General features: G+C 65.9%; 31 protein-coding genes. 26 read left to right on the top strand and 5 right to left on the bottom strand.

Features of this window, described 5'->3' with window-relative positions:
• Nucleotides 1-3: 3 nt before the first annotated feature.
• Nucleotides 4-576 (top strand): hypothetical protein, encoded by a 573-nt coding sequence (locus tag MUG78_RS17020; protein ID WP_246997325.1) that lies wholly within the window; start codon nt 4-6, stop codon nt 574-576.
• A gap of 68 nt (nt 577-644) precedes the next feature.
• Nucleotides 645-965: a hypothetical protein gene (locus MUG78_RS17015; protein ID WP_246997324.1), complete on the top strand. Its 321-nt coding sequence runs from the start codon at nt 645-647 to the stop codon at nt 963-965.
• A 51-nt stretch (nt 966-1,016) separates the two neighbouring features.
• On the opposite strand, the gene MUG78_RS17010 is transcribed toward MUG78_RS17015, so the two are convergent.
• Nucleotides 1,017-1,529 (bottom strand): hypothetical protein, encoded by a 513-nt coding sequence (locus MUG78_RS17010; protein WP_246997322.1) that lies wholly within the window; start codon nt 1,527-1,529, stop codon nt 1,017-1,019.
• Nucleotides 1,530-1,702: 173 nt separating this feature from the next.
• Between MUG78_RS17010 and MUG78_RS17005 the strand changes: the two genes are divergently transcribed.
• The 5 genes from MUG78_RS17005 to MUG78_RS16985 all read left to right on the top strand — a co-directional run bounded on the left by MUG78_RS17005 (nt 1,703) and on the right by MUG78_RS16985 (nt 5,459).
• Complete coding sequence (locus tag MUG78_RS17005; protein WP_246997320.1) at nt 1,703-2,932, top strand: helix-turn-helix domain-containing protein; 1,230 nt, start codon at nt 1,703-1,705, stop codon at nt 2,930-2,932.
• 152 nt (nt 2,933-3,084) lie between these two features.
• Nucleotides 3,085-3,573, top strand: a complete 489-nt coding sequence (locus MUG78_RS18470) for a WhiB family transcriptional regulator (RefSeq protein ID WP_372493297.1) — start codon at nt 3,085-3,087, stop codon at nt 3,571-3,573.
• Nucleotides 3,574-3,768: 195 nt separating this feature from the next.
• Nucleotides 3,769-4,575, top strand: coding sequence for a hypothetical protein (locus MUG78_RS16995; protein WP_246997318.1), 807 nt, complete (start codon nt 3,769-3,771; stop codon nt 4,573-4,575).
• 22 nt (nt 4,576-4,597) lie between these two features.
• Nucleotides 4,598-4,798 carry a hypothetical protein gene (locus MUG78_RS16990; protein WP_246997316.1) on the top strand — a complete coding sequence of 67 codons (201 nt, stop codon included), beginning with the start codon at nt 4,598-4,600 and terminating at the stop codon, nt 4,796-4,798.
• Nucleotides 4,799-5,054: 256 nt separating this feature from the next.
• Nucleotides 5,055-5,459 (top strand): hypothetical protein, encoded by a 405-nt coding sequence (locus tag MUG78_RS16985; protein WP_246997314.1) that lies wholly within the window; start codon nt 5,055-5,057, stop codon nt 5,457-5,459.
• On the opposite strand, the gene MUG78_RS16980 is transcribed toward MUG78_RS16985, so the two are convergent.
• Nucleotides 5,456-5,821, bottom strand: coding sequence for a hypothetical protein (locus MUG78_RS16980; protein ID WP_246997312.1), 366 nt, complete (start codon nt 5,819-5,821; stop codon nt 5,456-5,458). The genes MUG78_RS16985 and MUG78_RS16980 overlap by 4 nt on opposite strands.
• Before the next feature lie 168 nt (nt 5,822-5,989).
• Here MUG78_RS16980 and MUG78_RS18390 point away from each other — a divergent pair, with 168 nt between their 5' ends.
• Together MUG78_RS18390 and MUG78_RS16970 are read left to right on the top strand one after the other, a co-directional pair.
• On the top strand, nt 5,990-7,141 hold the full coding sequence (locus MUG78_RS18390; RefSeq protein ID WP_246997310.1) for a basic secretory protein-like protein: 1,152 nt from the start codon (nt 5,990-5,992) through the stop codon (nt 7,139-7,141).
• Between the two features lie 49 nt (nt 7,142-7,190).
• Nucleotides 7,191-7,514 (top strand): hypothetical protein, encoded by a 324-nt coding sequence (locus MUG78_RS16970; protein ID WP_246997308.1) that lies wholly within the window; start codon nt 7,191-7,193, stop codon nt 7,512-7,514.
• A gap of 50 nt (nt 7,515-7,564) precedes the next feature.
• Here MUG78_RS16970 and MUG78_RS16965 read toward each other — a convergent pair whose 3' ends face one another.
• The gene (locus tag MUG78_RS16965; RefSeq protein ID WP_246997306.1) at nt 7,565-7,906 is read right to left on the bottom strand and encodes a hypothetical protein; all 342 of its coding nucleotides are present in this window, start codon (nt 7,904-7,906) and stop codon (nt 7,565-7,567) included.
• 270 nt (nt 7,907-8,176) lie between these two features.
• On the opposite strand from MUG78_RS16965, the gene MUG78_RS16960 reads away from it, so the two are divergent.
• The 5 genes from MUG78_RS16960 to MUG78_RS16940 all read left to right on the top strand — a co-directional run bounded on the left by MUG78_RS16960 (nt 8,177) and on the right by MUG78_RS16940 (nt 10,497).
• A complete protein-coding gene (locus MUG78_RS16960; protein WP_246997304.1) occupies nt 8,177-8,560 on the top strand; it encodes a hypothetical protein in 384 nt (127 codons plus the stop codon).
• Between the two features lie 111 nt (nt 8,561-8,671).
• On the top strand, nt 8,672-8,920 hold the full coding sequence (locus tag MUG78_RS16955) for a hypothetical protein (RefSeq protein WP_246997302.1): 249 nt from the start codon (nt 8,672-8,674) through the stop codon (nt 8,918-8,920).
• Between the two features lie 587 nt (nt 8,921-9,507).
• On the top strand, nt 9,508-9,792 hold the full coding sequence (locus MUG78_RS16950) for a hypothetical protein (protein WP_246997300.1): 285 nt from the start codon (nt 9,508-9,510) through the stop codon (nt 9,790-9,792).
• 131 nt (nt 9,793-9,923) lie between these two features.
• A complete protein-coding gene (locus tag MUG78_RS16945) occupies nt 9,924-10,301 on the top strand; it encodes a hypothetical protein (protein ID WP_246997298.1) in 378 nt (125 codons plus the stop codon).
• On the top strand, nt 10,291-10,497 hold the full coding sequence (locus MUG78_RS16940; RefSeq protein ID WP_246997296.1) for a hypothetical protein: 207 nt from the start codon (nt 10,291-10,293) through the stop codon (nt 10,495-10,497). The genes MUG78_RS16945 and MUG78_RS16940 overlap by 11 nt, the downstream gene beginning before the upstream one ends.
• A gap of 344 nt (nt 10,498-10,841) precedes the next feature.
• On the opposite strand, the gene MUG78_RS16935 is transcribed toward MUG78_RS16940, so the two are convergent.
• The gene (locus tag MUG78_RS16935) at nt 10,842-11,120 is read right to left on the bottom strand and encodes a hypothetical protein (RefSeq protein WP_246997294.1); all 279 of its coding nucleotides are present in this window, start codon (nt 11,118-11,120) and stop codon (nt 10,842-10,844) included.
• Between the two features lie 216 nt (nt 11,121-11,336).
• On the opposite strand from MUG78_RS16935, the gene MUG78_RS16930 reads away from it, so the two are divergent.
• From MUG78_RS16930 to MUG78_RS16890, 10 genes are all read left to right on the top strand, one after another.
• Complete coding sequence (locus tag MUG78_RS16930) at nt 11,337-11,720, top strand: hypothetical protein (RefSeq protein WP_246997292.1); 384 nt, start codon at nt 11,337-11,339, stop codon at nt 11,718-11,720.
• Nucleotides 11,721-11,737: 17 nt separating this feature from the next.
• A complete protein-coding gene (locus MUG78_RS16925; protein ID WP_246997290.1) occupies nt 11,738-11,977 on the top strand; it encodes a hypothetical protein in 240 nt (79 codons plus the stop codon).
• Between the two features lie 47 nt (nt 11,978-12,024).
• A complete protein-coding gene (locus MUG78_RS18500; protein WP_443669989.1) occupies nt 12,025-12,228 on the top strand; it encodes a hypothetical protein in 204 nt (67 codons plus the stop codon).
• Nucleotides 12,229-12,352: 124 nt separating this feature from the next.
• Entirely contained in the window at nt 12,353-13,201 is an 849-nt protein-coding gene (locus MUG78_RS16920; RefSeq protein WP_246997288.1) for an alpha/beta fold hydrolase, read from the top strand.
• A gap of 45 nt (nt 13,202-13,246) precedes the next feature.
• Nucleotides 13,247-13,636 (top strand): hypothetical protein, encoded by a 390-nt coding sequence (locus MUG78_RS16915; protein ID WP_246997285.1) that lies wholly within the window; start codon nt 13,247-13,249, stop codon nt 13,634-13,636.
• Entirely contained in the window at nt 13,633-14,241 is a 609-nt protein-coding gene (locus MUG78_RS16910) for a GNAT family N-acetyltransferase (RefSeq protein WP_246997283.1), read from the top strand. The genes MUG78_RS16915 and MUG78_RS16910 overlap by 4 nt, the downstream gene beginning before the upstream one ends.
• A gap of 1 nt (nt 14,242) precedes the next feature.
• Nucleotides 14,243-14,488, top strand: coding sequence for a hypothetical protein (locus MUG78_RS16905; RefSeq protein ID WP_246997282.1), 246 nt, complete (start codon nt 14,243-14,245; stop codon nt 14,486-14,488).
• A gap of 27 nt (nt 14,489-14,515) precedes the next feature.
• Complete coding sequence (locus MUG78_RS16900; protein WP_246997280.1) at nt 14,516-14,764, top strand: hypothetical protein; 249 nt, start codon at nt 14,516-14,518, stop codon at nt 14,762-14,764.
• A gap of 33 nt (nt 14,765-14,797) precedes the next feature.
• Nucleotides 14,798-14,986 carry a hypothetical protein gene (locus MUG78_RS16895; protein WP_246997278.1) on the top strand — a complete coding sequence of 63 codons (189 nt, stop codon included), beginning with the start codon at nt 14,798-14,800 and terminating at the stop codon, nt 14,984-14,986.
• 158 nt (nt 14,987-15,144) lie between these two features.
• On the top strand, nt 15,145-15,447 hold the full coding sequence (locus MUG78_RS16890) for a hypothetical protein (RefSeq protein ID WP_246997276.1): 303 nt from the start codon (nt 15,145-15,147) through the stop codon (nt 15,445-15,447).
• Nucleotides 15,448-15,667: 220 nt separating this feature from the next.
• Here the strand turns inward: MUG78_RS16890 and MUG78_RS16885 are convergent, their stop codons facing one another.
• Nucleotides 15,668-16,489, bottom strand: a complete 822-nt coding sequence (locus tag MUG78_RS16885; RefSeq protein ID WP_246997274.1) for a helix-turn-helix domain-containing protein — start codon at nt 16,487-16,489, stop codon at nt 15,668-15,670.
• A gap of 656 nt (nt 16,490-17,145) precedes the next feature.
• Here MUG78_RS16885 and MUG78_RS16880 point away from each other — a divergent pair.
• Both MUG78_RS16880 and MUG78_RS16875 read left to right on the top strand, forming a co-directional pair.
• A complete protein-coding gene (locus tag MUG78_RS16880) occupies nt 17,146-18,039 on the top strand; it encodes a putative endonuclease domain-containing protein (protein WP_246997272.1) in 894 nt (297 codons plus the stop codon).
• Nucleotides 18,040-18,138: 99 nt separating this feature from the next.
• Complete coding sequence (locus MUG78_RS16875; RefSeq protein WP_246997270.1) at nt 18,139-18,489, top strand: hypothetical protein; 351 nt, start codon at nt 18,139-18,141, stop codon at nt 18,487-18,489.
• The last annotated feature ends 37 nt before the right edge of the window (nt 18,490-18,526 follow it).

The raw sequence follows: 18,526 nt of genomic DNA, 5'->3' as shown, positions 1-18,526 counted from the left end.
ACGATGGTCGTCTCGTTCAACGTCGGGGAACTGAACCAACACATCACGGGGGTCGGGGAGGTCGCCGACACCTGCATTGACCGCGGGCAGAAGCTGCCGGGGGCGATCGAGGCTGCGACCGCCCCGATCGACGTCGTCGACATCGAGATGGCCGGGGACCTGCAGCGAGTGAAAGCAGCACTGGGCGGACAAGCCCAAACTCTGGGCGCGATGTACACCGCGCTCGGTGGGCGCGTAGACACGATGGCCCAGCAGCTGGGGCAGTACCGGGATCAGGCGTTGGCCGTGACGCAGGTCGGCGCCGATGGCGTCGCGAAGATCACCTCTGGCGCGGACGCCGCGAAAGCGGCCAAGGGGCTTGGGGGCCTCACGGACAAGGCGAAAGAGTCTGCGCCGTCGAAGAACCCGGTCCCGAAGGGGCACTTCCTGGAGGGATCTGCGGCGTTGCTGCTGGGTGCGCAGGGAGGTGAGGCGCCGGCGAAACCTCAGCAGGAGGTTCCGTCGCTGGCACCATCGGGCACCTACGGGATGAAGAAGTCGCCGGTCGGCGGCGACGGGCCTCCTGCTGGCCAGTAAGAGGCTGTCGGGGGGGATGTCTAGCATGATGGGGAAGAGCAGTGCTGGATTCGTATGAAGGGAGGACGATGATGGACGAGCCGCTGTTGCCCGTCGCGCGCAAGTACGCGAACTTGCAGCAGAACCTGCTGTCGGTGCGTGACAACGTGGCTGTGTTCGTGTCGGACTCCTCCGACATCGAAGACCCGGTGCAGTTCGGTCTGGGCGTGATGAACGGCCGGATCGTGGAGATCACCTTCGACCAAGCTCTGCTCGACGACTTCGCTGACGACGATGTACATCTGGCTGCGACCAGCCTGGACTCATACATCAACATGCTGATCATCGAAGCCTTCGATAACTACTCCGTCGCCGTCGCCGAGTACATGGCCGACGGCGTCTTGGACTAGAACTGTCCCGACTTTCGGCTGGCGCAAGAGCGCTGGCGGACCTCTAGTGGGCTACTGCACTTCCGCGGCGCCGCGTGCGGCGGCAACGACCTCGTCGAGCTGTCGGCGAATCAGCCGTGCGCGGGCCTCGTGACTGGCGGTTGAGTCGAGGAAGTCAGCGGTCCAGGCCCGCACGGTTTCTCCCGACATGGTCAGCAGTCGCTCGCGGACGGCCGCTGCGTCATGGCCCGGGACGAAGGCGACGACTTCGAGTGCGGCTTCCATCGACAGGGCCTGCAGCGCGGTCGCGACGACCGCGGGCGAGACAGGGTGACCACAGTGGGTGCTCGGCACGATGTTGTGTCGGTGGAGCTGTGCCCACAGCCCCGAGGACAGTTCGTCGCCCCGCTGGATCAGTGGTGTCACATCGCGGTCGGCGGGCCAGGCAAGCACCGCGTCGTACAGCATGTCGAAGGCGTCGACGCAGCCAGCGAGATCCGCCTGCTGCTTGGCGGAGAACGCCGCGTAGCACGCCATGATCTCCACCTCGGTAGCGGCAACAGGCTCGTTCATACCGGCGACCATACAGTCTCCGGGTGACAAAAACCAGCAAAATTGCTCAATGGGCAATCTGAAAGTGCTCGCTACTGGGGCTGCAGACATCCAGTCGGTAGCGTCAAGCGCTGGGCTAACGTGTTTCCCTGACACGCAATGAGCAATGATTGAGCATGTCGGAGGTTGCCCATAAGATCGGGGCTATGACTTCCACTACTTGGCCTCAACTGGAGCATGCCTTGCGGGCGGCAGGCCGCACCCGGGGCTGGCTCGCTGACCAACTCGGCATCCACCGCCGCACCCTTGCGAACTGGGAACACGGCCACACCCGCCTACGCACTACCGCCATCCCCGAGATCGCGAAACTCCTGCACGTCGACGAAGCCGACCTCGCGCCAACGGGAATCGACGTCGCGGCGCACCAGCTGCCCGCCGAGTGGGCGCCGCACTGCGAACTCCTCGACCCGGTAGAGCCCGGCACCCCGGAATGGGTGGCACAGCGCAGCGCCGGCATCGACTGCGCGGAGCTTGCCGGCGTACTCGGGGTAAGCGGCGCACTCTCACCCATGTCGATCTGGCTGGCAAAAACCTCCGCGACACCCGAAACGCCCGAGGGCAACAAGTGGGACCGGCGACAGCTGCCCTATCTCCTCGCGGACATCGAAACCGCGGCCGAGGTCCGAATCGCGCCCGTCGGCGCCGTCATCTCCACCCGCCACCGGTGGCTGCAGTACCAGCACTCGGCCGTCACCGCGCAGACCGGACTGATCGTCCATGCACTGCCCGGCACCCTCCGCCGGCCCCCGCGAACACTGCCGGCCGCCACCGCCGCCGACCCGCTGTACGTACAGCTGCAGGGCGCGATGATCGTCACCGGGGCCCCCGCGGCCATCGTCGCCTGGATCGATCGCCGCGGCGAAAGCCGCCACCATACGGTCGCCGCCGACACCGACATGCAGGAACGCATCATCGCTGCCGGTGAAGACCTCTGGCGACACATCACCGACCGCACGCTCCCCGAACTGGACGGACTGCAAGTCACCGCCGAAGCCCTCGATCTGCTGCACGGCACGGCGCTGGGTGCGGGGGAGGCGGTCGTGGACGTCGATGGCGCGGCTGCGGAATGGGCGGCCCGTCACCAGTACCTGACCGCCCACATCGAGCAGCTGCAGACCGAGCGCGATCAGATCGCCAACCAGCTCCGGGCGCTGGCCGGCGACCGCACAGCGATCCTCGACGAGCGCGGGGTCAAGATCATCTCGCTGACCCCGGACGGGATCCACGAAGACCGGCTTGTGCGGGACTACCCGACGATTGCCGCGGAAGTCGTCACCGAGGCAGGAGCGCTCGATGTTCAACTCCTGGCGCAGCGTCACCCGGAGATCGCTCAGAGGCTGCGCCGCACCCGGATCGAGACGCGGCCCGCCCGCTGACCCTATGGGGGACGGCGAATCGGCATTCAGCGAGGGCCGGGGCACCTAGAAGCCTGCTAGTAGGGAAAGAAGAAAACGAAAAGTATTGACAAAAGAAACGACACAGAATTAGCGTGAGGGGTACCGGCAAGAAGAAAGCAAGGAGTATCCCCGTGACTTCGCACCTCGCCACACCCGACCTCAGCGCCAACCTCACCTACGTCTACGAATTGCCCGAACAGGTCGACGACTGGGCGGCCCTCGGGCTCTGCAGACAAGTCGACCCGGAAGCCTTCTTCCCCGAAAAAGGGGCCTCCGCGCGCCCGGCCAAAAAGATCTGCCGCCGCTGCGATGTGCGAGAAAAGTGCCTCAACGCGGCCCTGTCCGCCGGCGAAATGCACGGCGTCTGGGGCGGCACCACCCCCCAAGAACGCGCCGCAATCCTGATGGGCCGCCCCCTACCGACCGCACTGCCCCTGACCGTCGCCGAGGCGCTCCCCGACGACCTGGAGCCGTCCGCCGCCGACCTGGCCGACCCCGTACTCGACGCACTCAGCGAAGCCAGCGCCGACGACGAACTCACGCTGGACCTCGACTTCACAGCCGCGTTGAATGAGACCAGTCCTCGGCCCCGGCTCCTGCTCCTCAAGCCCGCCGGATAAGGCGAGGCCTCCCGCTCGACCAACCCGCCCCACCAGGTCGCCAGGAAAACCATGAACACCGAATACCGTGCCGCCACAACCCGCTGACTAGCGCACCGCGGCCCCAGGCAGCCCTTCCCTCGGCACGCTGTCGGCGGACGCTGCCACACTCGGCACAACATCGCCAGAGTGGCCACCACGAAGGAACCGATCCCTGTGACTGACAAACTGACTGCCGCATTCGACACCATCGCCGCCGCAGGCTACACCGCGGTGAAACTGCCCGAAGCCGACTGCGCAGACGACGGCGACGGCCAGATGTTCTTCGACGACTACGGCATCCGCGTAGACCTGACAGGAACAGAACCCGGTCAGGTGTACCCCCCCGGCCGAGAGCTCCCCGTACCGCCTCGGGTGCTGCGCGATCGCGCAGCCGCGCTCCTGGCCGCCGCAGCCGCCGCCGAGTCACGCCAGCGGAGACAGAACAACGAACCGGCCGCCGAGCGCGAGAAGGCCTCCGCCTTCGTCACCGACACCCTTGAACGCGGTCACCGCGCACTCACCGACCCCGACGATCTGACGCTGGCACTCAACCCCGAGCCACTCACCGCGGACCTCGTGGCCGCACTGGAAGACCTGCTCGGCCACCCGCGTACCGCCGAACCCCGACAAGCCGGGAGACAGCCAGCCCAGGCCCCGGCAACGCCCCACCCCGACACCGTCGAGATGATCGACGACGCGCGCAGACTCGCGCTCTACCGCGGACCCGGCCGCCAAGACAGCACCCTCCTGACCAAGCTCGCGGACACTGTCGAAGCGCTGCAGTCCGAGAACGCGGCACGGAAGGACGACCACTCCCGTGCGGCGCAGGAGTGCGCCGCACTGAAATCGCGCATGCAAGCGCTGGCCGGCTCCCCGAACTGCACCTGCCACATCGACACCCTCGGCCAGCACAGCCCCCAGTGCCAAAGCTGGCTTGCCCAACGCCTACTCGCCGCACTCGACGCCGAGCCCACGCCGTGACCTGGCCCGCGAGAACACACCGTTGAAATACACCGTCACCTTCGCCAACCCGACGGACTGGTCGGTCGAAGTCGAAGCAGAGAACCCGGCCGAAGCCTTCGACCGCGCCAACGAAGAGTTCGACTATCCGAGCCTGTGTCACCAGTGCGCCACGCACCGCAACGACGGGGACTGGGAAGCCGCCTTCGCCACCGACGAGGCCGGGACCGAAACGCCAGCATGACCGGCCCGCCGCCATTTCAGCGGCCCCCGACCCCACGCCAGAGGAGCCACTCCGGTCCCGCGCCGCCGGTCGCCATGGGTGGACCGCGCTCCCGACCACGGCCGACAGGAACGCCCCCACCGAAAGCGGCGAGGTGGCGCCATGAGTCACCATGAGAGGCTCACGCAGCTGGGTCGGTGGCGCGGGAATCGGCTGCAGGCGTTCGGCGTTGACTGGACGCGGCGCGCCCCTGAAGTCGGGGCCTCCTCGGGAGCTGATGCCGTGCCAGCACGCGGTCATCGACCAGATCGCGGCAGAGTCGGCCCACGAGATGGAGCGGTACTCCGATCCGTCGGTGTGCCCGGCGTGCCGACAGGTGATCACCCGCCGGCAAAAGACCGTGGTCTTCGATCGCAACCTGTACGGGCTGGGCGTCGTCGTGTTCCATACCCGCCAGCTGTGTCTCGCCGCGGCCGCCGACTACGACAAGCGGGTGCACCGAGAAGACCAGCAGTACCAGCTCAACTGTCCCGGCCAAATGCTGCGTGCGCAGTCCCGTTCAGGGACTTTCTCCTGCTGCACACAGCGGAACTGCCGCGGCGCAAAATCCCCGCATGCGGGCGGTATCCGTTGGCAAAGCCTCAGCGAGTGCCCTGACGGCTACTTCCCGGTGCGCTTCTAGCGGGGGTTCAAGTCGCTGACGGCGCCGTCGGCCAAACGCAGCATGCCGTCAGCGCCCGCCGCGGTGATCGCCTGAGCCTTCGACAGGTAGGTGCCTAGCCCTTCGTCGCAGCCGTGAAAGCGGGAGGCGACGTTGCGGGACCAATCGCCGAGCCGCACTGCTTTGATGGCCAACTGTCCAGCTGCGTTCTGCACAGCAACGCGTACCGCCGGGTCGTAGTCGGTCACGGAACTGGGCAGTGCTTCCAAGCGGGGGGCAAGTTCGGTGATCAACGTGTCCCCGAGAGTGGCGACAGCGTTCCCGGCGTCGCTGATCTGGCGCACATACGTCGACACGGAAGGAACGTGGATGACGACACTCATTGCGGGACTGACCTCCTGGTGGACGGCTCAAGGGTAAAGGGAATCGCCGCAATTCTCGCGCGCTCTCACGCACTTACCGTCCGTCGCGAGGCGCCGCACGCCCGAACCTGCCACTAGCGGGCAAAAATGAGAGAGAGAACCCGCCCCCCAATCCCTAGAATGAGCGGTGTGGGCCCACTCCCGTACATTCCTCGCGCAATCCCTGTCGGTCACGTCAACCTGGATGTGAACCTCGCGGATGCGGCGCTAGGTGCGGTGAATGACGTACGGCGGCTCGGCGCGGAAGTCTTCTCCGGGAAGACCGCGTCGGCTGTCGATTCACTGGTGACTGTTCTGTCCGGCCAGTCCTCCGACATCCACCGGCAGACCGGGGAACTGAAAGACCAGACCGCCGGGCTCCGCAAAACCATCGACGACTACAACCGGCTACACGCGGGGCTGATCAAGGAACAGCAGGACGCGGCGATGGCGCTGGCGCACGTGTCCCCGTACGACCAGTCCGCCTACGACGCGGCCCAGATTCGGCTGCGGGGGGCGATGAGGGAGGTCGATGCTGCCCGCACCCGGTTCATCGCCAGCCTGGACTGGTACCAAGGCATCAACGGGCAGCCCACCGGGGGCGCCGATGTGATCCTCGATCCCACCGGAATGGCGGGATACATGAACGGCGAACAGCTGATCAACCTCGTTCGAACGTCGTACGACAAATCGCTACGAGCCCTGGACCCCACCGGCGAACTCAGCAAAGGCCGGAAGGTGTTGGTCCAGTTCCGTGACATCGCTCCGGACGCGCAGGGCAGGCGCGCAGAGGCCATGTGCGGCACCGACGCCGACGGCAACGCGGTCATCACGATTGGCCGTCACAATGCGGAACTCAGGCCCGCCCAACTGAGCGGCATAATCGAGCACGAAGTCACCCACGCCGTTCAAAACTATCCAGGTGCAGACAAAGCCGCGAACGGCGAAGCCGGCGTCGCTCCGAGTTGGGTTACCGAAGGCCTGGCCGACTACGTTCGCTACTTCGCCGACGGCGACCCTGCCGCCAATCGCACCAATCCGCTCCTACTTCAAACCTCCACCGACAAATGGGAGGGCGGATACCAGCCAACCGCCGAGTTCTTCTACTGGATGAACGAACAAAAGCCGGGCCTCGTCACCGAAGTGCACCAAGCTGCCTCCCGCGGCTCCTACTCAGATGCGCTGATCTACACCAAATTCGGTGCCACCAGCATGGAACAGGTGTGGATCGACTTCGTCACCGAAGCCGGGGCTCAGGGGACCGGGTCTCCGGGCATGCTCTCCCTGAAACAGCCAGGATGATCGCGATGGAGCCCGGCTCATGTCGGGGCCGGCCGATACTGTTCCGGGCATGTTCACCGAAACCATTGGCGACGCCACCATCACCGTAGAATGCCTGGGCGTCGACTTCACGCAGGGCCGCCGCCAGCTGTACCGATACACCATCACAACCGCCGACTGGTCGCACACTGCTGGGGATATCCGTTCCGGTGTCGGCGCCGAACCGGACGAAGAAGAAGCATTCCGGACACTCTTGGCGTTCCTGTCGGCATGCGCAGAGTCCCGCGCGTACGCCGGGGACAGCGAGAATGCGGACCTGTTCCCCGAGGATGTTGGCGCATGGGCCGAAGCGAACTCCGACGAGATCGCCATCCTCGGCGCCGAGCCCGACTAGCCAGCCAGGCGGCCGCGCGCAGCCACCGCAGCCACACGCCAGCCGGGCTGCTACCGACCCGGCTGCGCGGCGGCGTACAAGTACCGCTGTCCGGCGGGGTCGGTGAGGGACTCCCAGAGGTCAAGCACTGGCTGACCGCACCGAGAAAACCACGCCTCGATCGTGTCCGCGGGTTCGGTGGCGGTGGTGACCTCCACGCGCAGATATCCGGGATCGCTGTCATCGTCGGCGGTGCCGTACACGACGACAGCGGCCACCCCCAGCACGCCCGCCCCCGGGCCGAATGCCGCCTCGAAGCCGGCGGCCACCGAATCTGCGTAGTCGTCGGACAGGCACACACCGTCGGCGACCTCCTCATCGCGCTCCCACCCGCCGGCCGTGCCGCGAGCCACCGCCGCCCGATAATGGCGGCCATTCGGCTCCTCAATCACGATCAGAACCGACCCGTCGCCGCGACGATGCAACGAATACTCGAAAGTGCGGGCGGTTCGGCGCACATCATCGCCATCGAACTCGGCAATGGACGAATCATTCAATATAGTGTTCATGGCGCGCGACGCTATCACCGGCTCCCGACACGCGCCCGAAGCAGTCGAGAATAGTACTCTTGAACCGAACTGTTGCGTCTCGTCAGTGGGCGCCCACGAAAGGAAACCGGGCCTGTGAACGAAGAGCGCGACCAGGAACTCGCGGACACATTGCTGGAGATGATTCCCGGCGATCTCGCAGCCACACTCAACGTGACGCGCATCGACGGCGGCTGGTGCCTCAAAATGGCGGCAAATGGAACCCACTGCATTGACGTCATCGCAATGGCGTTCAACTGGCGGGTCATGCTCTCTCCGATTGATGCGCCCGGACCACACCGCGTCGCCGACGCGGCCTGGTGCTATTTCGGGCACGGGAACACCCCGGAAGGGCGCCCTCGCACGATGAGTACCGCACTGGCGGTAGCGGTGCTTGCCGTCGCCGCATGGGACGGTGAAGGAGACCCCGCCGGATACAACAAACGCGCCTTCCCCGACCCCTACACGCGCGAACCCTAACCGCTAAGGGAGCCCCCGGCTGGCGCCAGATCCTCCGCGCGGCTCCAGTGTCGGCGACTAATGCGACACTGACCCTGGCCGCAGACCTTGCACACACGAAAGGCTATGAAGATGAGAATCGTCGGATATACGTGGCGGGCGGAAAACTACCGACCCGAAGCCCTGATCGAAGCACTCATTGCCGACGGCACGCTGGCGCCGGGGGCGCGGTCGCTGACACCTGAAGAGGCACTCGACCAAGCGGCGGGCGTCGCCGGCATCGACCGCTACGACGAGCGCACCTTCGACAGTGGCGACTTTCCCAAGGTGATCCACGCAGGCCAAATCACCGACGACGACAGCGACTGGTACCAGCCCTAACCTGCACTCATTTCCGTCGGGTGCGCCCGGGCATGCAAGAACAGAACGCCCCCACGCAGAGACGCCCGCCCCGCTTGTCTGGGGGCGGGCGTCTGTGCGTCATGCCAACTGCCGGCTAGAACTCGGGCTCACGATCGGCCGGGGACCGGAACATTTCCGGCTCATCGGGATGCCCGTCGTCGTCGCACTTCGGGCACAAGGTCTTCCCCCGCGGGCAAGAGGAACGTCTTGCCGCACTTCTTGCACTCCTTCAGGTCATAGCTCATTGGGTTGCTCACCTCCTTATCTCTTCGACTGGGCACCAAGGTGACCACGACCGGAGGGGATTCGCCAACCGCATGCAGCAATTGGGGGATAACCCTGAAGATGCGGATGGAAACACGCTCAGTCACACGCGTGCCGGATGATCCGATACGGCACTCCCTGGGGAGAGTAGGGAAGCGACAAAAAACGGTCTCACGGCCCGTCGCTATGTCCAGGACGAGATCGGCGTGGCGAACCCCGGAATAAGCGTGGGAGTGGTGACGGTCTGCAATAATGAATACAGATCAAGGTGATCGGTAAGTACGCTGACTGATAGGGAATTCATGGGCCAGAAGAAGGAACTATACGAACATCTCGTTCTCCGGGACTTCCCGGCTGCCACGCGCGTGTTCGGGGTCGAGAAGTCCGGGGAGCTTGTCCTCGACTACGCAGACGGGATGGAGGACGAAGAATCGTTCTACAATTTCAAAGACGATACCAAGACTGCCGCCGCGCTGAGTTGGAAAACGGGAGAGTCGCGACCGGCATCGGGTGATTGCGGCGAGGCCCGCGGCGGATGGGAAAAGTATCAAGACCCTGACACCTGGGTGCATGTCATCGGCTCCTGAGAACCAGGGGGTAGCGCCCTCGACGGGGGCGGAAGAAGAGTTGCGTGACACTGAACTATTCGGCGGACGTCCTACGAGGTCCGCCGGGACCAGATCGCCGCCGACCAAGAAGAACACGACCAGGAGACCCGATGATCACCCTCACCCGGCACCTCGCCGCGCACGCCGCACGCCGAGTGGACGACTGCAGCGAAATCCTGTCGTGTCTGTGCGGCTGGACCGCAGACGACGAGCAGATCGACTTCGGCAAGGTGGGCTCTGGCGTACTCGCCCAGGAGGGCGCCCAGCGGGCCGCGCATGTCGCCGCGACATGGCAGCAAGCCCGCATGATCACCGACGAGGCTGGACTCGACGCGCTGCCCTCTGGGGCGGTCGATATCTCGGAAGCGCATGGCGTTGCCGAGCAGAAGATCGGCGAAGCATGGTTCTCCGCGGCATCCAATCAGTCGTTCGAGCCGGAGCTGCCGGGCGTTGTCGTGTGGACGCCCGCCGACGGCGGTGACCAGTGAGCTGCGACCAGCACAACGTCGATTCCGCACTCGCCGGCGAAGAGCGACGTGGCCGCTGCCGAGCTTCGATTTCAGCAACTTCGGCAACATCGCCGGGATCGACGGCATCCTCGCCTCGCTGACCGTGGGGGCCTTCAACACACCGATCCCCGGAGTGACCACCCACGGCTGGTCACCAACGACATCGTCGGACTGAGTGTGCCCGGCGACCATTCAGGCGGCTGTCCCGGCCGCCGGCGCACCCGACCTCGGCGGACCGGAGCTGGGGGACAACGACCTTTAATGGGCAATTGGGGTCATCGCTGGCGCCGGGTGACACGGTCGCCGCGCTGCCCGTGGCGGACGAGGTAACTCCGGCCCCTGCAGCCCCGACCCTCGGACATGGGCGTCACCAGCTCGCGCGGCGCCGAAGCCTCCGGCATTAGTCGGTGACTGAGTGGCTTAGGGCAGCTACCAAACACAGCGTCCCCCGGATTTCTGCACAGAAATCCGGGGGACGCAATTTCGTCGTCAACGCAGATAAGGAGATCGGCGGATCAGCTAGCTGGGGTAGAACGCCATAGCGAAGTGATTGATGGGTTCGGCGAAGAAGCCGGGGGCATGCTGATCGCAGAGATCGCTGAACAGATCGAGGTTGTAGACCCATTCGTAATCGGGGCATTCCTCCCACGAGATGATCCATGCGCTCGAAGACTCTTCGTGTTCGCCAGGAAACACCTTCGGGCCGCCGAGCCCCGACCCTCCTCCGTCAGTGCTGTAGTGCTTGGACAGTGCGGCGGCGATCGCCTCCACTTGATTGCGGCGGATCTGCTTGGCCATGGTGGAAATCCTCTTCATCCGGGGGTGGTGGAGAGAAGGCTAGCTGCAGTCCCAGACAGCCCCACTAGACCCGATAAGGCTGCACGCCCCCCGTGCGTGCGACGTGGGGGGCGGGGGGCGGCATGCCCGGTGTCCCGTGTTGTCGGGGCCTCCTGCGAGCATGACGGGCACAACCTCCAAACGGGGAGGCGTGTTCGACGGAAAGGCGTAACGCAGATGGCTGGAGACACCCTGATCGACCCGAACCGGGCCCCGGCAGGGGTACCGCGTCCGCTGCTGGTGGCGGCCACCGATCTGAGCGTGCCCATCGGCGGCCCGAACGGCCGGCGACAGCGATACCCCATCGAGATCTGGGAAGTCGCCAACGGGCGCGTCTACGCGCTGATCACAGACGTGCGCGGCAACGCCTCGCTGCTCAATGCGCAGGAAGATATTGCTGCAGCGGTGCGTGCGCAGTGGCCGGCGGTCGACATGATCATCGAGTACTGGCCCGACGGAGTGATCGGCGGGGAGACGTGCGTTCAGAGCTCGGAAAACGGTGGGCACCTGGCGGCGCCCCGGGACGACCTGGCCCAACAAGGCCTGTTCCTGCCGAACTGAGACGAGGAGAATCCCGCATGCTGTACGAGTACGTGGACCATGGGACAGTGACCGTCGATGAACTCGTCGTCGGTGACCAGGTGGCGCCACCGAACGCCTTGTTCAACGACTGGAGCCACAACTACGGGGGGACTGCGACGATCCTGTCGATCGAACCCTCTGCCGAGCACCCCGGAGCCCTGCGAATCGAAGTCACAGTCGACGGCGGGGAACGACAGGTACTCGATCCCGTCAGCGGACAGTGGCCTCTCCGCTAAACGCCGCTGCCGAACCTCCCACCTAACAAGAAGAAGGACCGCGAGTAATGCCTGATTGCGACCCCCACAAATTTAGCCTGGTCGAAACCGGTTACGTTCGGACCTGGCGCGCCGAAATCGATGAGAACACCAAGACGATCCACGTGTCCAACGACGAATTCTCCGAAGAAGGAGATGAGATAGTCCTGGCCTGCCGATCGTGTGACGAGAAGAAGGCGGTCCCGCAAGGCTTCACGATCGTGTGGCCGTAAGACGAGGCGTCACCGGAAAAGAATTGCGCAGTAAAACTGTCGGCATGTCTTAGGAGCTTATCGCGCCGGGGGTTCGTACCGTGAGATCTAGTTTCTAGACCACAATGCGAGGTGCGCCATGAGAATGACCGTGACCGTTTCCGACGGAACCGCATTGGACGTCAGCCTCACCGGCCCCGACGACGCGGCCATGACCGCAGTCCTGATTCACGGACTCGGCATGGCCGCTGCAAGCTGGACACGAGTCCGCCGACACCTGCTGGCCAGCAGTCCTCAGACTCGGATCCTCGCCTACGACCACCGCGGCCACGGACGCTCCGCCGACGGGCCCCGCCACTCCCACACCCTGGCGACCCTGGCCGCGGACCTGGACGAACTCCTGGTCACCGCCGTCCCGCCCGGGCCGATCCTCCTGATCGGACACTCCCTGGGTGCAATGACCGCACTGACCTACCTGGCGAGAGGGGGCGCAGAGCGCACCCGAATCCAGGGTGTGGGCCTGGTGTCAGCCACCGCCGGCGGACTCTTCGACCACGGGGCAGCCCGCCTCCTCCCCGAACGCGTCGTCGACCGACTGCCCGCGATGGCAGAGCGCTTCCCAGGAGTATTCGACTCCGGGTGGGACTGCGCTCGCCGACTCCTGGCGCCCGCCGTCGGCACGCGCACAGGCCCCCACTGCCGGCGGCCCTCCCCGGCCGTACTCGCCGAACTCATCGCCTCGATCCGAGCGATGAACGCCCGCCCACATCTGGGACGCCTACGAGCCATTCCCACGGTCGTCGTCGCTGGCGGCCGAGACCGCGTGACCCCGCTCGGCCACGCCCGCGCCATCTCCGACGCACTCCCTTCCTGCGACCTGCAGGTCCTGCCAGAAGCAGGCCACAACGTGCCCGGAACCCACCCCGAATCCCTAGTGGGCGCCCTATCTGGGCTGATCAACCCCGACCGCTGTCGGGGCGACATGCGACTGTGAACACCAAGCTCGCCACTGCCCGCCCCCGGAACGGAGAACATGCACGTGGACGCACAGCAGGCCACTACCGAGCCCTTGGCGGCGGAAATCCTTGACGAGCTGGTGGAGCAGTACACGCCCATCCCGGTACCGCCGTGCCGCATCTGCGGCGCCGACCTGGAGATCGAACGACTCTCCAGCGGTCAGCCCACCAGATACGTCTGCCCAGTTGCTAATCGACAGAGCAAGAAGGCGGGCATCAACGACCTGCCTGCACTAGATCACTACATGGCCAGCCAGGACTGGCACACCGACGACAGCGACCTGCGGGTAGTGGCATTGGTCGCCGAGGTCCGCGCACTCCGCGCTGCGGCCGACGGCCGCCGAATCGTCGGCGGGATTGTCCGCGAGACGACGAACAACCCCGCGGAAGCCCCTGGGAGGGGGAAACAGTGACCGCAGACTTCCCGGCGCCGGCAGGCGTCCGCACCCACCCTGATAGCGGCCACGGCTTCGAGCTGGTCGATCTCGGCCCCGCCGACCTCGGTGAACTTCTGGACCTGCAGGCAGAGACGCTGAGCATCCTCAAGGGCTCGCCGGTGCTGCGCGAGAACAGCGCGACCATGTTCGCCCGCTGCCTCGCCGCGCCGGAGCACCGCGTGCTGGGATGGCGCAAGAACAGGCTGCTGGTGGCAGTGGCCATCCTGTACGACGCGCGCACCAGCGACGAGAGCGTCCGGAAGTACCTCACGTCCGACCGCAGCGCGTTGGCCGCGTCGGTCAATCTGAAACTCGTGATTGCCAGGGGCGGGTTCAGACGCGCCAATCTCAGCCGGAGCCTCGTCGCCGAGTTGGAGCGGACCGCGGCCAGTCGCGGAAAGCAGGAGGTCCTGGCAACCATCCATCCGGACAACACCGCCAGCCGCGGACTGTTCGAATCCCTCGGCTACCACGAGGTCGGGCAGGCCTCGACCAGCTACGGGCTCCGGCTCATCTACCGGCGCCCGCTCGATAGCAGCGACACCGCGTTCGCGGCCACCCACACGAAGGAGAGCAACTGACGTGAGCCCCCAATTCTCGGTAGGCGAGCAGGTCGAACTGACCGACGATGCCCGCGACAACGACACCTACCAGCGCCTGGGCATCTGCACGATGTCAATGACGATCACCGCGGTGGCGACTAGCGTCGCTCAGCACCCCGGATACGATCCCGGACTCACCGGAGAAGCGCTCTACGACCTGGTGGCGACCGATACCGGCGCGCTGGTGCCGGTGAGCCTGTACGAATACGAACTCGCCGCACTCTAGCGAGACCGAGCAGAAAGCAGATCCACCATGCAGCCACTGGAAACGATCATCGACCCGGCCACCGCCGTCGACGGGAAATGGGCGTACATCGTGGCGCTCAAGGACGACGACTGGGACCAGTGGACCACCATGAGCGAGGTCGCACGGTACAACGGTGCGCGTCGCGAGGGACGCTGGAACCTGCGGAGCCTGGGCGGGGACCCGGTCGGCTGGGACTACGCCGACGACGAGATCATCATCCTGGAACAAGTCGCCGGGGCCGGCTCGGGCGGATAGTGACGTACCGGGCAGGAGCAGGAGGAGTTGCTGATGGTCGACGAGACTGGGCCGCGGCCCACCAGCGGTAGGCGGCAACGCCGCCGGCTCGATGAACTGGTCTGCATCGTGCGACCAAAGGGGCGCCCCGACGCCGTCCGGGCATTCGCCGCCGACGAGCACGACCAGGCGCAGCAGTACGCCGCCAGCTTCGGCGCCGAAGTCGAGCAACTCGCCGAATAGCGCCCCGCCGCCGAGGACCCCGGAGGTGGTGGAAGCCTGGCTCCCAGCAACCTCTGGCGTTGTCGTCGTTGGGGTTCAGTAAGTCGGTGCGCGGCGTGGGACGGCGGCCGACGGGCATTGGGGGCGGACTGTCGGGGGCTGCTTCTACCCTGGCCTGCATGAGCTACGAGCGGCAGATTCTGGCGGAGTCCGGCAATGACCACTTGGCGGGATGGGCGGCCGAGTCGCAGGCGTGCGAGCTGGACGACTTCGCGCGGTGGATCGATCGGGTGGAGCAGCTGCTGGGCGTGGATGTCGACGGAGACGAAGCGATCGACGGCTTCTCTCTCGACGGATTCGACGACATGTGGGAAGCCGGACGGACGCCGGAGCAGGCCGTCGCCGCGGTCGGCGGCCGCCGGGTGGCAGCCGCCGTACCGCGCCCCGCGCGGGGCGAAGCTGGTGACGGCCGGCGGACTTAGGCGTTACCCTTGAAGGGAGGGCGCGGAGCTGCAACCTCCGACACCCTCCCCGTCCGCAGGTGTCAGCTAGTTGATGAACATGCGGATGATGGTGATGATGACCCGGGCGAGCTGGATGAGCATTGCGAGCGCGGCCCAGTCCGCCGGGGTCTTCTTCTTGCGCGTCATGGTGGTTCCTCCTTTCCTTTCTGGTCGGGGATTGCCCAGTGCGAGGACCGCACTAGGACGAGTCTCGGGAGAAGTCGCCGGTGAGCCGGTAGGCGTTGACCCAGGTACGGCCGTCCGGAGCTAACGGCGCCGCCCGGTAGTGGCCGTGCATTTCGACGATCCCGTGCGCTTCCAGCGCCTCCAGTCCGCGGGAGGTGGTGTCAGCAGACCAGCCGTACCACTGCGGGAAGCGTTCGGCCGGAAGCTCTACCCAGCCGGGCTTCTCGTGGAGCAAGACCAGCAGCATTGCCAGCGCAGGCAGGCTGAGCTTCCCGAGCCAGTTGGCGTCTCGGTCCCAGAGTGCGATCGGCACTTTGAAGTAGCGATCGCTTTCGGCTCGCGAGTTGCGGCTGTAGGCATCTCCGCTTCCGTCGGGACGTAGCAGAGTGATTCGGACGGACCTGTCCTTACCGTGCCGGGTCCTGCGGATCAGGTCGTGTCCCTGCAGTCGCTTGAAAACCTTCGACATCGCCGAGCCCACCGATGCGCCACTGGCCGACTCGGTGACTCCGACCGCACGAGCCCACGTCTGCAGGGGGTAGCTGGTGCTCCATCCGTCGGGCCCATCGCCGCTGGTGATCAGAGCGTTGGCGAGCAGATATGTGTGGAGTCCGCGCAGATCGCTGCGCTTGACCAGCTGTGCGAGCAGACTCCCCCGGTCATCGTCCGGGGCGACCTCGCCCCTCGGCTTCTGCACGAAAATGTTGGGGACAGGGACGTAGCCCCGAGCGGCGGACTTGGATCGGACCAGCATGGCGTTGAGGGTGTCCCACTGGTCAGCGGGGTCCTCGTTGCCTGGTCTGCTGGTGGGGGTGGCGGTCGATGTCTCATCCATGACCTGAAGTATGCCCGGGCCAGCCCGCGGTCACAATCTTTCAAGAGCCGCAAACGACCCTTATTAAGCAGGGTCAATTAACGCACTAGCGGTACTATGCAAATACGTTGCTAGTACCTTGCTACAGCATTGGAAGTACCAGTGTAACGACCAGACTCATTTTCCTGCGCAGCTCGCGATGCAGGCACCGGACTCCGGCTACCCGACGCACTGCGCGGCGGTCCTCGACCGATCTGCGCTGTGCCCCCGGGCGGGCCGGATGGCGGGCGCGAGGCGGGGCTGGATGTCGGGGGCCAGGAGGATCGGGTCCGAGGTCGTGTGGGGTCTGCGGGGCTGGCTAGTGCGGGGCCGTGGCGGCGATGGTCGCAGTGCGAAGCTAGGGGCCGGGAAGCGGGTTCCGGAATCTGCGATTGTGTCGGTGGCGGGCGATAGCGTCTCGGGGTATGCAGATCACCCGGGAATGGCTCGATCCACTGGCTCTGGGGGAGAGTGTGTCTCTCGATCGGGCCGCCCTTGAGGGCCGCGTGTACGCGCCATGGCGGTGGTGGATTGGGCCGGATGGGGCCGTCCTCACCAGGAAGGGGTGGGATGGGACGTTGTGCCGTGCGGCGGCTCCTGCATGGCCGTCCTATAGCTTCTCGCCGCAAGGCTGCGGCGTGGGGTCTCAGCACGCCAACCTGGGCGATTTCCTCGATATCGTGGAGGAGGAGTCGGGTGTCTCGTGGGATTCGGCGGTGAACGGTGCGGCGTCGGGGTTCCTCACCTCCGAGGACACGGTCGTGAGCTGGCAATGCGATGTCTCCGGGGGATTCTTCCTTGCCCCTATCCGTACGGTCTGCCACGTTGGCTGCTTGGTGTGCCTCGGGGCTGCGTTGAATGGGCGCCGGCGGATCGTGACGCTCGCCGACGACCCGCACTCGATGCAGTACTTGGCGCAGGATCGCATGTTCCCGCTGCGTCCCGAGCACATCCGGGTCACGAAGAACGTGGTCGCCGAGTTCGTGTGTGGGGAGTGCGGAACGGGGTGGAACACGTGCGCGCAGTGGATCCGGTCTCGGCGGTCGGGGTGCCCGCGGTGTCGGTGGCGGCGGTATCAGTCCGAGGCTGAGATGGCGATCGCCCGGAGCCTGCGTCATCTGTATGGGTCTGCGGTGAGCGTGGAGATGAACGTGCCGGTCGGGGGCCGGTACGGCCCTCTGGACATGGTGCTGACCACCGCCAGTGGTGCGGCCCTCGCCGTCGAGTACGACGGCTGGTACTGGCATCTTGATGCCGAGCAGATTCGGCGGGACACCGAAAAGACCGCCGCGGTGCGGGCAGCCGGATATGTCGAGATGGTGCGGTTACGGCAGCTCCCTGAAGGGAAGTCGGCAGTTCGGCTGCCGGATGTTCCGGGGGCCCGGAACATTCCGGCCGGCACACGCACCTGGGATCCGAGGGTGCTGTGCGAGATCGCGACTATCGTCGCCGAACACGACCCGACCGCGCGCACCGTGACGCTCACGCAGGCGCGGGACGCCAAGAGGGCGACCGCGGTGCCTTCCGCATAAGCGCTGGCGTGCGCAGGGTCGGGCGTCGGGGCTGCTTGCTACGTTCTCGGCAATGCGCCCGCCGAGTGAGGTGCTGGAACAGGTTGAAGGAGAATTTCGATGGCACGCACGGACGAACGGGCCGAGTTTCTGCAGGATCTGCTCGCGACGGCGCTGGCCGCGTCGCGGTACTGGATGGCCGAGTGCGTCACCACCGGCCCGGACGCGGTCCAGATCACCTGCATCGAAGGCGGGCCGACGGTGGTGGCGGACCTGGAAGTCATCGAACGGGGGCTGGCTGCTGTGGGCGCCGGGACCGCGACGTACTCCAACGCCGGGTATGCCGGGACGGTGCAGGAGCGGATCTCCAGCGTCGACCGAGACAACGCGATGGGGTCGGCCGAGTATGACGCCATCGACGCCGACTGCCTGCTGCAGATTGGACTGTGGGGCACGGTCCAGTTCGGATAGCGAACTCGGGCCTGGCCGATTCGCCTGGCCCGTGGGT

The sequence above is a fragment of the Gordonia alkaliphila genome (genome assembly GCF_023017165.1).
GTDB lineage: Bacteria > Actinomycetota > Actinomycetes > Mycobacteriales > Mycobacteriaceae > Gordonia > Gordonia alkaliphila.
The sequence above is the reverse complement of the archived record's forward strand: the minus strand, read 5'-3'. Positions and strand labels throughout refer to the sequence as shown.

Excerpts from the sequence above, each read along its gene's own strand:
- MUG78_RS17020 (WP_246997325.1), top strand. The coding sequence starts at position 4 with ATGGTCGTCTCGTTCAACGTCGGGGAACTGAACCAACACATCACGGGG.
- MUG78_RS17015 (WP_246997324.1), top strand. The coding sequence starts at position 645 with ATGATGGACGAGCCGCTGTTGCCCGTCGCGCGCAAGTACGCGAACTTG.
- MUG78_RS17010 (WP_246997322.1), bottom strand. The coding sequence starts at position 1,529 with ATGGTCGCCGGTATGAACGAGCCTGTTGCCGCTACCGAGGTGGAGATC.
- MUG78_RS17005 (WP_246997320.1), top strand. The coding sequence starts at position 1,703 with ATGACTTCCACTACTTGGCCTCAACTGGAGCATGCCTTGCGGGCGGCA.
- MUG78_RS16985 (WP_246997314.1), top strand. The coding sequence starts at position 5,055 with ATGCCGTGCCAGCACGCGGTCATCGACCAGATCGCGGCAGAGTCGGCC.
- MUG78_RS16980 (WP_246997312.1), bottom strand. The coding sequence starts at position 5,821 with ATGAGTGTCGTCATCCACGTTCCTTCCGTGTCGACGTATGTGCGCCAG.
- MUG78_RS16970 (WP_246997308.1), top strand. The coding sequence starts at position 7,191 with ATGTTCACCGAAACCATTGGCGACGCCACCATCACCGTAGAATGCCTG.
- MUG78_RS16955 (WP_246997302.1), top strand. The coding sequence starts at position 8,672 with ATGAGAATCGTCGGATATACGTGGCGGGCGGAAAACTACCGACCCGAA.
- MUG78_RS16950 (WP_246997300.1), top strand. The coding sequence starts at position 9,508 with ATGGGCCAGAAGAAGGAACTATACGAACATCTCGTTCTCCGGGACTTC.
- MUG78_RS16945 (WP_246997298.1), top strand. The coding sequence starts at position 9,924 with ATGATCACCCTCACCCGGCACCTCGCCGCGCACGCCGCACGCCGAGTG.
- MUG78_RS16935 (WP_246997294.1), bottom strand. The coding sequence starts at position 11,120 with ATGGCCAAGCAGATCCGCCGCAATCAAGTGGAGGCGATCGCCGCCGCA.
- MUG78_RS16930 (WP_246997292.1), top strand. The coding sequence starts at position 11,337 with ATGGCTGGAGACACCCTGATCGACCCGAACCGGGCCCCGGCAGGGGTA.
- MUG78_RS16925 (WP_246997290.1), top strand. The coding sequence starts at position 11,738 with ATGCTGTACGAGTACGTGGACCATGGGACAGTGACCGTCGATGAACTC.
- MUG78_RS18500 (WP_443669989.1), top strand. The coding sequence starts at position 12,025 with ATGCCTGATTGCGACCCCCACAAATTTAGCCTGGTCGAAACCGGTTAC.
- MUG78_RS16920 (WP_246997288.1), top strand. The coding sequence starts at position 12,353 with ATGACCGTGACCGTTTCCGACGGAACCGCATTGGACGTCAGCCTCACC.
- MUG78_RS16900 (WP_246997280.1), top strand. The coding sequence starts at position 14,516 with ATGCAGCCACTGGAAACGATCATCGACCCGGCCACCGCCGTCGACGGG.
- MUG78_RS16895 (WP_246997278.1), top strand. The coding sequence starts at position 14,798 with ATGGTCGACGAGACTGGGCCGCGGCCCACCAGCGGTAGGCGGCAACGC.
- MUG78_RS16890 (WP_246997276.1), top strand. The coding sequence starts at position 15,145 with ATGAGCTACGAGCGGCAGATTCTGGCGGAGTCCGGCAATGACCACTTG.
- MUG78_RS16885 (WP_246997274.1), bottom strand. The coding sequence starts at position 16,489 with ATGGATGAGACATCGACCGCCACCCCCACCAGCAGACCAGGCAACGAG.
- MUG78_RS16875 (WP_246997270.1), top strand. The coding sequence starts at position 18,139 with ATGGCACGCACGGACGAACGGGCCGAGTTTCTGCAGGATCTGCTCGCG.